Source organism: Aquitalea aquatica (assembly GCF_013911085.1).
Taxonomy (GTDB): Bacteria; Pseudomonadota; Gammaproteobacteria; order Burkholderiales; family Chromobacteriaceae; genus Aquitalea; species Aquitalea aquatica.
The window spans coordinates 155,551-170,213 of the sequence record NZ_JACERN010000030.1 but is presented as its reverse complement, the minus strand read 5'-3'; the positions used below and the strand labels follow the sequence as shown (position 1 = coordinate 170,213).

Below are 14,663 nucleotides of genomic sequence, written 5' to 3'. Positions count from 1 at the left end.
CGCACTAAGTCCTGCCTGCGGCGGGTGGCTCATTTGGGGCTGCCCGCCGTGTCTGCCGTGGTTCATGCCCACGGTCTGCCATACAAAATCTGCACAAAACTATGCTTGTTTTACCCCTGCGCGCAGGCGAGTATTCCGCACGATGCCTGTGGGATATCGGCGCGCTTGCGTCGGTGGGCAGCCGTGTCGAGCAAGGGAGGGTGGTGATGGCGGAAGAAGAATACGAAATCGCGGGTCTGCACGAAAAGCTGCTGGAGGAAGAGGCGGAAAAAGGCCAGCTGGCACAGAAGATTGCCTTGCTGACGGCCATTCTGGCCACTATTGGTGCGGTGTTCAGTTATCAGAGCGGTGCCAAACAGAATGAGGCGCTGTTCCTGAAGAATCAGAGCATTCTCAAGCAGTCGGAAGCGTCGGACGCCTGGGGCTATTACCAGGCCAAATCGACCAAGGCCCATCTGGATCAACTGGCGCTGGTGCTGGTGACCGATCCGGCGCAAAAAGCCCAGTTCCAGGCCGATCTGCAAAAGCAGGAAAAGCAGAAGCTGGAGCAACAGAAAAAAGCGGAAGCCTTGCAGGAAGAGTCACGCCGGCTGAGCGAGGAATCGGAGCGGGTATTGCGTCCGCACGAGCGCATGGCACTGGCGATGACGCTGATCCAGATCGCGGTGGCCATGGCCTCCATCACCGTGCTGACCCAACGCCGCTGGCTGCTGGCGGTGTCGATATTGTCGGCGCTGGGCGGTATCGGGCTGGCAGTTAGCAGCTGGTTTTGAGCCATGACGGGGCGGTGTGTCATCCACAATAACCCTGCTGCGTTGTAGACAATGACGGGTGCAGGGCAGGGGCCGGCATCCGGATCGCTTGGTGGGCAAGCGAGGGCGCTAGTCGCCCGATAGTGAGAGAGGCAAGGCTGTGCAACAAGATGAAGCCGGACAAAACACTCCGGCCGCAGTAGCGGATAGCGCCCCGCGCCAGCATGGCTGGTCGCAGCGGCTGGATTACTATCTGGACGTAATGGGCATGCGTGGCAAGGGCCTGCTGCTGCTGGGCGGCCTGCTGGCTACCGGCTGGATCATGGCCGGCATTTACAAGGTGCAGCCGGACGAGCAGGGCGTGGTATTGCGCCTGGGCCGCTGGGTGGATACCACTCAGGCCGGATTGCATTATCACCTGCCATGGCCGATTGAAACCGTGCTGCTGCCCAAGGTCACCCAGGTCAAGCAATTGAAGCTGGCCAATCTGTATGACGGTGCGGCCACCGACTCCAGCGACCCGCGTGAAAAACAGATGCTGACCGGCGATGAAAACATCGTCGAGGCCGATTGTGCGGTGTTCTGGCGCATCAAGGATGCCGGGCAGTTTTTGTTCAAGGTGAACAACCCGGAAACCTCGCTACGCATTGCTGCAGAAAGCGCCATGCGCGAGGTGGTGTCGCGCACGCCGATTCAGGCGGTGATGTCCAACCGCCGCCAGCAAGTGGCCGAAGAAACCCGTGCCCTGCTGCAAAGCCGGCTGGATGAAGCCGAAAGTGGCATCTTCGTTACCCAGGTGCAGCTGCAGCGGGTGGACCCGCCGGCGGCCGTCATCGACGCTTTCAATGATGTGCAGCGGGCCCGTGCCGACCAGGAACGCGCCCGTAACGAAGCCCAGGCCTATAGCAACGATATCCTGCCCAAGGCGCGTGGCGATGCTGCCCGCATCCTGCAGGAGGCGCAGGCTTATCAGAGCCAGGTGGTGAATCTGGCGCAGGGCGAGGCCAAGCGTTTTGACTCGGTTTACCAGAGCTATGCCCAGTCCAAGGATGTCACCGCCTGGCGGCTGTATCTGGACAGCATGGACGAGGTGCTGAAGAAGGCCAGCAAGGTGGTGGTGGATTCGTCCGGCAAGGCGGGTAATGGCGGCGTGCTGTCGCTGCTGCAATTGCAGGACAAGGACAAACCCAAGCCGGCGAAGGAGACCCGCTGATGGCCCGCTCGTACAAAGGCGCCGGCATCCTCGGCGCACTGGCAGTGTTGTGGCTGCTGTCGTCCTCTTTCTATACCCTCAGCGAAGGGCAGAAGGGGCTGATCATCCGTCTGGGAGCCCCCATCGACGTGGATGCCGAACCCGGTCTCAAGTTCAAGCTGCCGCTGGTGGACAGCCTGCAGTTTTATGATGTGCGGCTGCAAACACTGGCACCGCCGCCGGAACAGATCATTCTGGGTGATGAAAAGCGGCTGGAAGTGGAAACCTACACCCGCTATCGCATTGCCAATCCGTTGCGCTTTTATCAGGCGCTACGCACGGAAGACCAGGCCCGTTTGCAGCTGACCCAACTGGTGAGTACCTCGTTGCGGCGCGAGCTGGGCAAGGTGCCGCTCAAATCCCTGCTGTCTGAAGAACGCACCCGCATCGTGCAGCAGATCCAGCAGGAAACCGCTACCCGCGCCCGTTCCTTGGGCATCGAAGTCACCGAAGTGCGCCTGCACCGCGCCGACCTGCCGCTGGAAACCAGCCAGGCGATTTACGACCGCATGAAGTCGGCGCGGCAGCAGGAAGCACGCGAACTGCGCGCCCAGGGTGGGCAGTGGGCCCAGGAAATCCAGGCCAAGGCCGATGGCGAACGCACGGTGATCCTGTCCGAGGCGCAGCGGCAGAGCGCCATCATTCATGGCGAGGCCGATGCCCAGGCCAACAAGGTGCTGGCGGCGGCCTTCAGCAAGGACCCCAAGTTCTACAAGTTTTACCGCTCGCTGCAGACTTACCGTCAGGCACTGTCTGATTCGGCCCCCACCTTGCTGCTGACGCCGGATTCGGCGCTGCTGCATGACTTCCGCAACGGGCCGGCAGCCAGTAAACCATGAGCCAGCTGGCTGTGCCGCAGTGGCCCTCGGCCGGCCGGCTGCGCCGGCTGGTGGCCACGCTGGGGCCGGGGCTGGTGGTGATGCTGGCCGATACCGATGCCGGCAGCGTGCTGACTGCCGCCCAGAGCGGTGCGCAATGGGGCTATCGCCTGTTGCTGCTGCAGTTCCTCATCATTCCGCTGCTGTTCATCGTGCAGGAGCTGACGGTGCGGCTGGCGCTGTCCACCGGCAAGGGCTATAGCGAGCTGATCCTGCAACGCTTTGGCCGCTGCTGGGCAAAGCTGTCCTGCGTGGCGCTGGTAGCCAGCTGCTTTGGTGCGCTGCTGACCGAGATGAGCGGGCTGGCCGGTGTCGGCCAGCTTTACGGCGTGCCGGTATGGCAGAGCGTGGCGCTGGTGGCCGGGCTGATCCTGCTGATGGTGTGCAGCGGCAGCTACCGTGCGGTGGAGCGGGTGGCCATGCTGTTTGGTGTGGCCGAGCTGGCCTTCCTCTACATGGCCTGGCATGCCCGGCCCGATCTGCAGCATATCCGGCAGCAGGTGTTGGTGATGCCGCTGCACGATGCCAGCTATCTCTATCTGCTGGCGGCCAATCTGGGCAGCAGCGTGATGCCGTGGACGGTGTTCTATCAGCAGTCGGCGCTAATCGACAAGGGACTAGACCTGCGCGACCTGCGTGCCGCGCGGCTGGATACCATGCTGGGGGCGGTGCTGTGCCAGCTGGTGACCGCCGCCGTGCTGATTGCCTCGGCAGCGGTGTTTGCCGGCCATGGCGGGGTGGTGCTGGATACCGTGCCGGAGCTGGCCGATGCCTTCGGCCGCGTGCTGGGGCCGCTGGCCGGCCGTTTGCTGTTTGCGCTGGCGCTCAGTGGCGGCGCGCTGGTGGCCACCATTGTGGTGTGCCTGTCGGCCGCCTGGGCGCTGGGGGAAATGCGCGGCACCCGTCATTCGCTGGAGCAGCATCCGCTGCAGGCACCGTGGTTCTACGGTGCGTTTGCCGTTTTGTTACTGGCCGCGGCGCTGACCGTGGTGCTGAGTCACAGCCTGGTGCGGCTGTCCATTGCCACCGCCGTGCTCAATGCGGTGCTGCTGCCACTGGTGCTGGGCTTTCTGTTCTGGCTGGCGCGCAGCGAGCTGCCGCCAGGGCTGCGGCTGCAAGGGCGTTATGCCGTGGCCGTGGGGATATTGTTTTTACTGACTGGCGGGCTGGGTTTGTACGCCGGGGTGACCGGGGCCTTGCATGGCTGAACCGGACGCGTTTGTGCTGAATGAAAGGCTGTGATGGAGCTGGATGGTTTGATGCATGCGCTGGGCATGACGCTGCAAGTGTTTTTCCTCGACCTGATTCTCAGTGGCGATAATGCGCTGGTGATCGCGGTGGCCTGCCGCTCGCTGCCGCCGCAGCTGATGCGCAAGGCGGTGCTGCTGGGCACCGGCTTTGCCATCCTGCTGCGGGTCTTGCTCACCACGGTGGTGGGCTTCCTGCTGCAAGTGCCGCTGCTGAAACTGCTGGGCGCGGCCTTGCTGATCAGCATTGCCATCAAGCTGCTGCTGGGTGATGACGATGGCGAAGCGCTGCCCGGCAGTGCTGCCGACAGCCGCCAGCTGTGGTCGGCGGTGTCGGTGGTGGTGATGGCCGACCTGGTACTCAGCCTGGACAATGTGGTGGCGCTGGCTGCGGCAGCGCAGGGCAGCGTGCTGTATCTGATACTCGGCCTGCTGTTCAGCGTGCCGCTGCTGATGTATGGCAGCCTGTTCATTGCCCGCCTGCTGAATGATGTTCCCCTGCTGATTCCGCTGGGTGCTGCCCTGCTGGGCTGGGTGGCCGGCCAGATCGCCGTGTCCGACCCGCTGCTGGCCGACTGGATCAATACCCAGGCACCGGCCTTGCAGGTGGTGGTGCCATTGCTGTGCGTGGTGTTTGTGCTGGTGGAAAGCCGCATCATCCGTGAACGTGCGGCGAAACTCACCCCCCCACCACCACTGGGCTGGCTGGAAAGCCTGATGAGCCGGCTGGCGCGCATTGGCGAGGCGGGAGCCACGCCGCAGGCGGCCGTATTCGCTATGCCTGTCGGGCAGCAGGATGCCGGGCCGCAGGGTAGTGGTGAGGCGATGGCACTGAGCCCAGTGACAGCCGCCATGTCCGCAGACGTAGCCGCAGTGGCCCTTGCATCTGAAACATCCCCGCCTGCCAGCGTGGAGGTGGTGGCCACAAGGGCAGCCGGCAGCGAGTCGCCACCGGCGACGGCAGCGATCCACGCGGGCGCTGACAAGCCTGTCGCCGCCGACAGTGCGGCGCGGCCAGCACGCAAGGATGGTCTGCAGGCTTCGCCACGCATGGCGCTGCTGGTGAAGCTGCTGCTGGGGCTTGCCGTGCTGATCGGCGTGTGCGCCCTGGGCTGGCTGGTGTTCCATCTGCTCAGCCAGGGTTTTTTGCCGACGCCGGCCCCCAGTACCAAACTGAAACACTGAGCGCGGACAGGCTGGGTGACGGACAAGTGGCTGGGCAACGCTGCCGCCATTGTTTACTATCCCGGCCTGCCGCATTCTTGCCTGCCCGCCGTGAGTGCGCGGTGGCTTTCGAGGTTGATCCACATGTACCGTTATCTGTCTGCCGGCTTGTTGCTGGCCCTCGCCGGCTGCGCCAGCAGCGTGGCTCCTCTTCCTGCGCCGGTGGTGTCACCGGCCGTGCGTCCGGCGCCGATGCCCGATCCGCAAACCCTGTTGCCTGCTCCGCTGCCAACACCGGTTCAGCCGGCTCCACCAGCGAGTGCGCCTGCGAGCAAGCCGGTGCCGGCACCGTTGCAGCCGGCCTACAACAACGAACAAGCCGGTGCAGCCTTGCTGGACAAGTTGCTACCGCGTGGCATTCCGGCTCGCCGCGAATGGCATGGCGACATCATGAGTGCCTTTACTCATCTGAAGATTCCCTACGCGCCGCAATATTTCTGCGCGGTGCTGGCGGTGGCAGAGCAGGAGTCCGGCTTCAATCCCGATCCGGTGGTGCCGAATCTGTCCAAGATTGTCTGGGGGCAGATCGAAGAGCGGCGGCAGAAGTATTTCATCCCCTCGCTGGTGGTGGATGCCGCCATGCTGAAGAAATCGCCCAATGGCCAAAGCTACAAGGAAAGGGTGAATGCGCTGCGCACCAAGAAGCAGATGAATGCGCTGTTTGAGGACATGATCCGCGAACTGCCGTTCGGCCAGACCATCTTCGAACACAAGAACCCCATCCGCGATGGCGGGCCGATGCAGGTGAGCGTGGCCTTTGCCGAAACCCAGATCCGCGCTTGGCCCTATCCCTACAGCTACAGCAGCCTGCGCGACGAAGTGTTCAGCCTGCGCGGCAGCGTGTATTTCGGCTCTGCCATCCTGTTGCAATATCCCATCAGCTATCCGGACATGGTCTACCGCTTTGCCGACTACAACGCCGGGCGCTATGCCAGCCGCAATGCCGCTTTCCAGCAGGCGGTGCAGCATCTGTCCGGGCAGAAGCTGGCGCTGGATGGCGACATCATGCTGTATAGCGACAAGATGAACCGCGTGCTGTCCGGTGCCACCAGCGATACCCAGCGCGCGCTTAACAGCCTGGCCGGGCGCTTGCGCATGAGCCCGGACGAGATGGCGCGTGATTTGCGCCAGGAAAAGCTGTCCGGTTTCAGCCAGACCGAAGTCTACAAGCGGGTGTTTGCGCTGGCCGAGCAGTCCGGCAAATCGGCAGTGCGCCAGATCATTCCGCAGATCGTGCTGATCAGCCCCAAGTTTACCCACCAGCTCACCACCGAGTGGTTTGCCCGCCGGGTGGATGGCCGTTACCAGAAGTGCATGGAACGCGGCGCAGCATCCTGAGCGCCAGGGCAGGGAGGATTCTTGCCGCGATAAGTGGGTGCGCGTGGCGCAGCGTTGTATGATGTTGGCAAATTTCACCGGATTTTGCCATGGCAACCTTGCTACGCCCCCTTGTCCTTGCCGCTGTGCTGGTGAGCGCTACCCTGGCCAGCGCTTCCAGCATTGTCACCTTCAGCCCGCAAGGTGAGATCAAGACACTCAGCCAGGTTCGCGCCAGTTTCAGCGACAGCATGGTGGCGCTGGGCAATAGCGCAGCCGCCGCGCCATTCAGCTGGTCGTGCTCGCTCAAGGGGCAGGGGCACTGGGTGGATGACAAGACCTGGGTGCTGGACATCAGTGCCATGCCGCCGGCCAATACCGATTGCCGTTTCAATCTCAAACCCGGCCTGAAAGACATGCAGGGTGGCATGCCTGGCGGTGTGCGCCAGTTCCGTTTCTTTACCGGGCTGCCGGTCATCAGCAATAGCTGGCCGGATCCCGGCCATATCGAGGAAGATCAGGTCTTTGCGGTGCAGTTCAATGCACGGGCAGCCGAGGCCGGCCCCTTGTTCTGCCTGTCTTCGGCCTCGCCGGAGCGCTTGCCGGCACAGCCGGTCAGTGCAGCCGAGCGCGGCATCCTGCTCAAGCACCTGCGGCTGGAGGGCGAGGCCGCCAGCGTGGCCACTGTGCGCTGCAGCCAGCGCCTGCCGGCGGATAGCAAGCTCACCTTGCTGCATCCGCGCGGCAATGCCATGGCGGACAAGCTGAATTTCCAGGTGCGGCCGCCCTTTACTGCCGCCCTTAGCTGCCAGCGCGAAAATGCGCGCGGTGCCTGCATTCCCTTTGCCCCGATTACTCTCAACTTCACGTCGCCGGTACCGGAAAAACTGGCCATGGCCATTCGCTTGCGCGGCAGTGAGGGTGAGCGCAAGCCGGTCGCGGTGAAAAACAGCCACGGCGAACCGGTGGACAGCGTGAGCTTTGATCCACCGTTTCCGCCACTGGAAAACTTCAGCCTGGTGTTGCCGGACAAGCTGCGTGACGAGGTTGACCGCCCGCTGGCCAATGCCGCCCGCTTTCCGCTGGCGGTGAAGCTGGCCGACTATCCGCCACTGGCCAAGTTTGCCGCGGCTCCCTTCGGCATTATCGAATCCGGCCCGGATGCCGCCCTGCCCATTACCCTGCGCGGGGTAGAGGCAGGACTCAACATCAAGACGGTGCAACTGGGTGGCCAGGCGCTACGCTTGTCCGACGACCGGCAGATGCTGCAATGGCTGAACAAGGTGGAGCGCTATCATGAGTCGCGCATTCCCAACAAGGCGGGCAAGGACGTGGAAAGCCGGCGGCTGTCGCTGCTGAGCCACGAGCGCGCCGCGCAGCCACTGAAGCTGCCCACCCAGCCGGATGCCAATGGCAAATGGCCGTTCGAGGTGGTGGGCATTCCGCTACCCAAGCCGGGCCTGTACGTGGTGGAGGTGTCCTCGCGCCTGCTGGGCAAAGCGCTGCTGGCGGCAGACAAACCGATGTATGTGCGCACGGCGGCCCTGGTCAGCAATATGGCGGTGCATCTGAAGCGTTCGCCGGAAAATGCTGCGGTGTGGGTGACTACCCTCGACAAGGGGCGGCCGGTGCCGGATGCGCGCATCGCCATCTATGACTGCAAGGGCAGCACCCTGTGGCAGGGCCGCACCGACAGCAAGGGCGTGGCCTTTGTTGGCGGCCGGCTGGACGAGGGCAGCTGCGAACACGGCGACGAGCAGTCCTCCGGCTTGTTCGTCACCGCCCATGCGCGCGATGCCCAGGGCAATGAAGATGTGTCCTTTGTCCGCTCCAGCTGGAACCAGGGTATCGAGTCCTGGCGTTTTCCCTTTCCCACGCGCAGCGACGCTGCCCCGGCCCTGCTGGCACACAGCATTCTGGACCGCAGCCTGTTGCGTGCCGGCGAAACCGTGTCGATGAAGCACTTGTTGCGAGTGCAAAACAGCCGTGGCCTGTCGCTGCTGAAAGCCGGACAGCTGCCGCAGCAGTTGCGCATTGTGCACGATGGCAGCAGCGACGAATTCGTGCTGCCGCTGAGCTGGCGGCAGGGGCGCTATGCCGAAAGCAGCTTTACCCTGCCGCGCGAGGCCAAGCTGGGTGAATACACCCTTTATCTGGAGCGCAAAGGCAGCCGCAGCAGCGGGGACACGGGCCAGGCGTCCAGTCCCGAGCTGGATGGCTACTCGCTGCACAGCGGTAGTTTCCGGGTGGAAGAGTTCCGCTTGCCGGTGATGCGTGGCCGTATCAGCAGTGCGCGTGATGCCGGCATTGCCGCCAGCAGCCTGCCGCTCAACGTATCGCTGAGCTGGGGCAACGGCGGCCCGGCCAAAGGCTGGCCGGTGGAAGTCAGCGCCATGCTGACGGAGAGCTCTGGCTACTGGAAGGGCTACGACGACTACAATTTTTCCGCGCCGCAACGCAGCCGCGAACAGCGCGACAGTTCGCTGGATGGCAAGGTGGTGCTGGACAAGGCCGCAGTGGTGCTGGATGGCAACGGCAATGGCAAAGCCATGGTCAACGGCCTGCCCAAGCTGGACCGCCGCTACGATCTGCAGGCCGAAGCCGCCTATCGCGACCCGAATGGCGAGGTGCAGACCATCAGCCGCCGCCTGGCCTTGTGGCCATCCGCCCTGCAACTGGGCATCAGCGTGGAAAGCTGGATGAACAGCGGGCGCGAAGTCCCGCTCAAGGTGGTGGTACTGGATACCACCGGCAAGCCGGTGGCTGGCCGCAAGGTGCAGGTCAGCCTGCGCGAGCATCGCTACCTGTCCAGCCGCAAGCGGCTGGTGGGTGGCTTCTACGCCTGGGAACACAATGAAGAAGTGGTGGACAAGGGTCAGGTATGCAGCGGCAGCAGCGATGCCCGTGGCTTGCTGTTGTGCGACATCAGCCTGAAAGATGCCGGTGAAATGGAGCTGGTGGCCCAGGCGCAGGACGACAAGGGCAATCTGGCGCAGGCCGCCCAGCAAGTGTGGGTGAGCGAGCATGACGAGCTGTGGTTCGATGTCGACAACAACGACCGTATCGATGTGCTGCCGGAGAAAACCGACTACGCCCCCGGCGACATCGCCCGCTTCCAGGTGCGCATGCCTTTCCGTAAGGCCACGGCCTGGGTGGGCATCGAGCGCGACGGCATCATGGAAACCCGCGTGCTGGAACTGGAAGGCAAGCAGCCGGTGATCGAACTGAAGGTCGAGCCGGACTGGACGCCCAATGTGTATGTGTCGGTGCTGGCCATCCGTGGCCGGGTGCGCGAGGTGCCGTGGTATTCCTTCTTTACCTGGGGCTGGAAAACCCCAGGCGAGTGGTGGGATGCCTACTGGCATGAAGGGAGGGATTACACCCCGGCTACGGCGCTGGTGGATCTGGCCCGGCCGGCCTTCAAATATGGCATTGCCGAAATCCGGGTCGGTGATGTCGCCAAGCGGCTGGCAGTGGAAGTCAGCCCGCTGCGCAAGAGCTATGGCATCCGTCAGCCGGTAGAGGCCGATATCAAGGTCAGGCTGCCCAATGGCAAGCCGGCACCGGCCGGCACCGAAGTGGCTTTTGCCGCAGTGGACGAAGCCCTGCTCGAGCTGCAGCCCAATCGCAGCTGGGAGCTGATGCAGGCCATGTACCAGCGCCACAGCTACGGGGTGGAAATCGCCACCGCGCAGCAGCAGGTGGTGGGCAAGCGTCACTTTGGCCGCAAGGCCCTGCCACCGGGTGGCGGTGGTGGCAAGGCACCTACCCGCGAACTGCTGGACACCCTGCTCAGCTGGCAGCCGCGCGTGGTGCTGGATGCCAATGGCCACGCCCGCGTGCGTTTCAATACCAATGATGCCCTCAGCCGCTTCCGCCTGGTGGCGGTGGCCGATGTCGGGCGCGACCAGTTCGGCACCGGCGAGGCCGGCATCAATGTGGTGCAGGATGTGCAGATCAGCGCCGGCATTCCGCCGCTGGTGCGCAACGGCGACCAGCTACAGGCCGGCATCACCGTGCGTAACGGTAGCGACCACCCCTTGCAGCTGCAGGTGCAGGCTGCGGCTGAAGGCTTGCCCTCATTGCCGCCGCAAGCCGTCAGCCTGCCGGTGGGCGAGTCGCGCTGGGTGAGCTGGCCGGTGACGGTGCCGGCTGAGCTGGCGCAGCTGAAGTGGCAATTCCAGGCCAGTGAACGCAATGGCAAGGCCAGCGACCGGCTAGCGGTGCCCCAGCCGGTAGAGCCAGCCGTGCCGGTGACGGTGGAACAGGCCAGCCTGCAACGGCTGGCTCCGTCCCTGTCGCTGCCTGTGGCCTTGCCACCCGCTGCCCTGCCGGGGCGCGGCGGCTTGCGCATCAAGCTGCAGGACCGCCTGGGCAGCAGCTTGCCGGCGGTGCGGCGCTGGTTTACCGAATATCCTTACCACTGCCTGGAACAACGTAGCGCGGTGGCGCTGGGGCTGGGCGACAAGGCGGCCTGGCAGGTGATTGGGCAGGAGCTGCCGCTGTATCTGGATGGCAACGGCCTGGCGGCCTACTTCCCGCTGGGCGAGGGGGCTGCTGACCGTGGCAGCGATATCCTCACCGCGCATCTGCTGGCCGTGGCGCACGAAGCCGGCGTCAGCCTGCCGCAAGCCGGCAGCCAGCGCATGCTGGACGGGCTGACTGCCTTTGTCGAAGGCCGCATCAAGCGCGAGCTGCTGTCCTCACGCCAGGATCTGGATGCGCGCCGGCTCAATGCCATGGAGGCGCTGGCACGCTATGGCCGCTTCCGTCCGGCCATGCTGGAAGTACTGGAGCTCAATCCGCAGAAAATGAGCACGGCCATGCTGCTGGACTGGCTGAGCCTGCTGGATCGCGCCGCCACCATTCCCCAGCGCGCCAGCCGGCTGGTGGAGGCGACCAATCTGCTGCGGGCGCGGCTGACTTATCAGGGCAGCCGCATGGGCTTTACCACCGAGGCCGCCGACAACGCCTGGTGGCTGATGGGCAATGGCGATGTCAATGCCGCACGCCTGTTGCTGCTGGCCAGCCGTCGGCCGGAATGGCAGGCCGATGTGCCACGCCTGCTTACCGGCCTGCTGGCGCGGCAGAACAAGGGCCACTGGCAGACCACCACGGCCAATCTGTGGGGCAGCCTGGCAGTGGCGCAGTTCTCGCGCCAGTTTGAAAGCACCCCGGTCAGCGGCAGCAGCATGCTGAGCCTGGAAGGCAGCAGCCAGAAGCAGAGCTGGCCGCAGGCAGGCAATCAGGCTGCCGTGTTGTTGCCGTGGCCGGCTGGCGGACGCGGCACGCTGCAACTGAGCCATCAGGGCAGCGGCGCACCCTGGGCCACGGTGCAGGCCGAAGCGGCGGTGGTGTTGAAGGCCCCGCGCTACGCCGGCTACAGCATACGCAAGACGCTCACTCCCATCAGCCAGCACACTGCCGGCCGTTATCAGGTGGGGGACGTGGTCAAGGTGACGCTGGAGATTAGCGCGCAGAGCGACATGAGCTGGGTGGTGGTGGATGATCCGATCCCGGCCGGGGCCAGCATCCAGGGCAGCGGGCTGGGTCGGGATTCGCAAATCGCCGGCGATGCAGCACGGCAGGGCGACGGTGCTGATTATGTCGAGCGGCGCTTTGCCGGTTATCGCGCTTATTACGGCTTTGTACCGCGCGGCAGCCTGAAAGTGGAATACAGCATGCGGCTGGGCAATGCCGGTCTGTTCCAGTTGCCGCCGACCCGGGTCGAGGCGCTGTATGCGCCCGAGGTGTTCGGCATGTTGCCCAATGCAGCGTTCCGGGTGGTCGATGGCCAGTAAGCGGATGCGTGGCGCGCTGCTGCTGGCGGCGCTGCTGTTGAGCGGCCCCTGCCTGGCGCTGCCCGGCTTTGCGCAAGTGAAGGCAGCGTGGCGCTCGTCGGATGTCATCGTGCAAGACCGCCACGGCCAGCCGCTGCAACGCTGGCGAGTGGACAAGCAGGGGCGGCGGCAGGACTGGGTCAGCCTGGTCGATACCTCGCCGGCCTTGCGTCAGGCGCTGGTGCTGTCCGAAGACAAGCGCTTCTACCAGCACAGCGGGGTGGACTGGTCTGGGGTGGCTGCCGCCGCCTGGGGCAATCTGTGGAACACCCGCACTCGTGGCGCCTCCACCCTCACCATGCAGCTGGCCGGCTTGCTGGATCAGGAGCTCAAGGCCGGGCGCAATGGCCGCAGCCTGTGGCAGAAGGTCGGTCAGAGCTGGTCTGCCGCCTGGCTGGAACAGCACTGGAGCAAGGCGGAAATCCTGGAAGCCTACCTGAACCTGGTGGCCTTCCGTGGAGAGCTGGTGGGCCTGTCAGCCTTGTCGTCCACCCTGTTTGGCAAGCTGCCATCCGGGCTGAACCAGGAAGAATCCGCCATTACCGTGGCGCTGATCCGTGCGCCCAATGCGCCAGCGGAAAAGGTGTCGGCCCGCGCCTGCCAGCTACTACACGAGCTGGGGCAGCCGGCACGCTGCGATGTGGTGGCCATCCATACCAGCCAGGCACTGGCGCGCAGCCGCGCCGCCAATCCGCAGGCCGAGCAGGACGCGCCGCACTTCACCCGCAAGCTGTTGCAGCGCCAGCCCATGGCGCAGGGCGGGGTGGTGCGCAGCACGCTGGACCAGACCCTGCAGCGCTATGCCACCAGTGTGCTGCGCCGGCAATTGGCGGCACTGGCGCAGCGCAATGTGCAGGATGGTGCACTGGTGGTGCTGGACAATACCAGCGGCGACATCCTGGCCTGGGTGGGTTCCAGCGGTGCGGCACTTTCCAGTGCCGCCGAGGTGGATGGGGTAACCGCGCTGCGCCAGGCCGGCTCCACCCTCAAGCCCTTCCTGTACCAGCTGGCCTTGCAGCGCCATTACCTGACTGCCGCCTCCTTGCTCAATGACAGCCCGCTGGATTTGCAGACCGGCAGCGGCTTGTACGCGCCGCAGAATTACGCCAAGGATTTCAAGGGACTGGTGTCGGCCCGTACCGCGCTGGCGGCCTCGCTGAATGTGCCAGCGGTGCGGGTGATCGAAATGGTGGGGCCGCAGGCGCTGCGCGACCGTTTGACGCAACTGGGGCTGAGCAGCCTGCAACAGGATGGCGAGTATTACGGCTACAGCCTGGCGCTGGGGGCGGCCGACATCCGCCTGCTGGAGCTGGCCAATGCCTACCGCACCCTGGCCAATCAGGGACGTGCCTCGGCATTGCGCTGGACCATGGCCGATCCGCCGCCGCGCTGGCAGCGGCAGCTGGATGCCGCCAGCAGCTTCATCATTGCCGACATCCTGGCCGACCGCACGGCCCGCGCGCGCACCTTTGGTCTGGACAGCGTGCTGTCCACCCGCTATTGGAGCGCGGTGAAAACCGGCACCAGCAAGGACATGCGCGATAACTGGGCGGTGGGTTTCTCGCGCCAGTTCACCGTGGCCAGCTGGGTGGGCAATAGCAATGGCGAACCGATGTGGGATGTGTCCGGCATGCATGGTGCCGCGCCGATCTGGATGGCAGTGCTGGACAAGGCGCAAAGTGCCGCCGGGCCGTCGCTGCCGCCGTCCGCGCCAGCCGGGGTGGTGCGCCAGCTGGTGCGTTACCGTGGCGGGGAGGAGGCCGAGCGCCAGGAGTGGTTCCTGGCCGGCAGCCAGCGCAGTCTGATCGAGAGCGCAGACAGCAAGGCCACGACGCAAAGCCCGGGCATCGTCTCCCCGCTGGATGGCAGCATTTTTGCCATTGATCCGGATATTCCACCGGCCAATCAACGGCTGCTGCTGCGTGCACGTGGCGTGGTGGCGGCACAGTGGTGGCTGGATGGAAAATTGCTGGGCAAGGGCGCGGTGCTGCGCTGGTTCCCCTGGCCGGGGCGGCACCGGCTGGAGCTGCGCGATGGCAAGGGGGGCAAGGTGGAGGCCGTCGGCTTCGAGGTGCGGGGTGCCATGCTCAAGCCACCAGCCCGGCCGCCGGGGCGCAGTATGCCCCCCGGTATGCCGCACTAGGGTTGCTGCC

General features: G+C 64.8%; 8 protein-coding genes. All 8 read left to right on the top strand.

Translation table 11 applies throughout. The features are described 5' to 3' along the window. The first annotated feature begins 101 nt into the window (after positions 1-101). The 8 genes from H2Z84_RS11070 (at position 102) to pbpC (ending at position 14,653) form a co-directional block, all read left to right on the top strand. Positions 102-773, top strand: coding sequence for a DUF4337 domain-containing protein (locus tag H2Z84_RS11070; protein ID WP_181836024.1), 672 nt, complete (start codon positions 102-104; stop codon positions 771-773). A 139-nt stretch (positions 774-912) separates the two neighbouring features. After that, complete coding sequence (gene hflK / locus H2Z84_RS11065; RefSeq protein WP_309545469.1) at positions 913-1,965, top strand: FtsH protease activity modulator HflK; 1,053 nt, start codon at positions 913-915, stop codon at positions 1,963-1,965. Continuing rightward, the gene (gene hflC, locus H2Z84_RS11060; RefSeq protein ID WP_181836023.1) at positions 1,965-2,843 is read left to right on the top strand and encodes a protease modulator HflC; all 879 of its coding nucleotides are present in this window, start codon (positions 1,965-1,967) and stop codon (positions 2,841-2,843) included. The genes hflK and hflC overlap by 1 nt, the downstream gene beginning before the upstream one ends. Then, positions 2,840-4,090 carry an NRAMP family divalent metal transporter gene (locus H2Z84_RS11055; protein ID WP_220272790.1) on the top strand — a complete coding sequence of 417 codons (1,251 nt, stop codon included), beginning with the start codon at positions 2,840-2,842 and terminating at the stop codon, positions 4,088-4,090. The genes hflC and H2Z84_RS11055 overlap by 4 nt, the downstream gene beginning before the upstream one ends. Positions 4,091-4,123: 33 nt before the next feature. Further along, a complete protein-coding gene (locus H2Z84_RS11050; RefSeq protein WP_181836022.1) occupies positions 4,124-5,314 on the top strand; it encodes a YjbE family putative metal transport protein in 1,191 nt (396 codons plus the stop codon). Positions 5,315-5,437: 123 nt separating this feature from the next. Next, complete coding sequence (locus H2Z84_RS11045; protein ID WP_181836021.1) at positions 5,438-6,691, top strand: DUF1615 domain-containing protein; 1,254 nt, start codon at positions 5,438-5,440, stop codon at positions 6,689-6,691. Between the two features lie 89 nt (positions 6,692-6,780). After that, positions 6,781-12,471 carry an alpha-2-macroglobulin family protein gene (locus H2Z84_RS11040; protein ID WP_181836020.1) on the top strand — a complete coding sequence of 1,897 codons (5,691 nt, stop codon included), beginning with the start codon at positions 6,781-6,783 and terminating at the stop codon, positions 12,469-12,471. Beyond that, complete coding sequence (gene pbpC, locus H2Z84_RS11035) at positions 12,461-14,653, top strand: penicillin-binding protein 1C (RefSeq protein WP_258869373.1); 2,193 nt, start codon at positions 12,461-12,463, stop codon at positions 14,651-14,653. Before H2Z84_RS11040 ends, pbpC begins: the two co-directional genes overlap by 11 nt. Positions 14,654-14,663: the final 10 nt, after the last annotated feature.

What these genes read in the sequence shown, in the direction of transcription:
- H2Z84_RS11040 (WP_181836020.1), top strand. Translation starts at nt 6,781, where the DNA reads ATGGCAACCTTGCTACGCCCCCTTGTCCTTGCCGCTGTGCTGGTGAGC.
- H2Z84_RS11070 (WP_181836024.1), top strand. Translation starts at nt 102, where the DNA reads ATGCTTGTTTTACCCCTGCGCGCAGGCGAGTATTCCGCACGATGCCTG.
- H2Z84_RS11050 (WP_181836022.1), top strand. Translation starts at nt 4,124, where the DNA reads ATGGAGCTGGATGGTTTGATGCATGCGCTGGGCATGACGCTGCAAGTG.
- hflC (WP_181836023.1), top strand. Translation starts at nt 1,965, where the DNA reads ATGGCCCGCTCGTACAAAGGCGCCGGCATCCTCGGCGCACTGGCAGTG.
- H2Z84_RS11055 (WP_220272790.1), top strand. Translation starts at nt 2,840, where the DNA reads ATGAGCCAGCTGGCTGTGCCGCAGTGGCCCTCGGCCGGCCGGCTGCGC.
- pbpC (WP_258869373.1), top strand. Translation starts at nt 12,461, where the DNA reads ATGGCCAGTAAGCGGATGCGTGGCGCGCTGCTGCTGGCGGCGCTGCTG.
- H2Z84_RS11045 (WP_181836021.1), top strand. Translation starts at nt 5,438, where the DNA reads ATGTACCGTTATCTGTCTGCCGGCTTGTTGCTGGCCCTCGCCGGCTGC.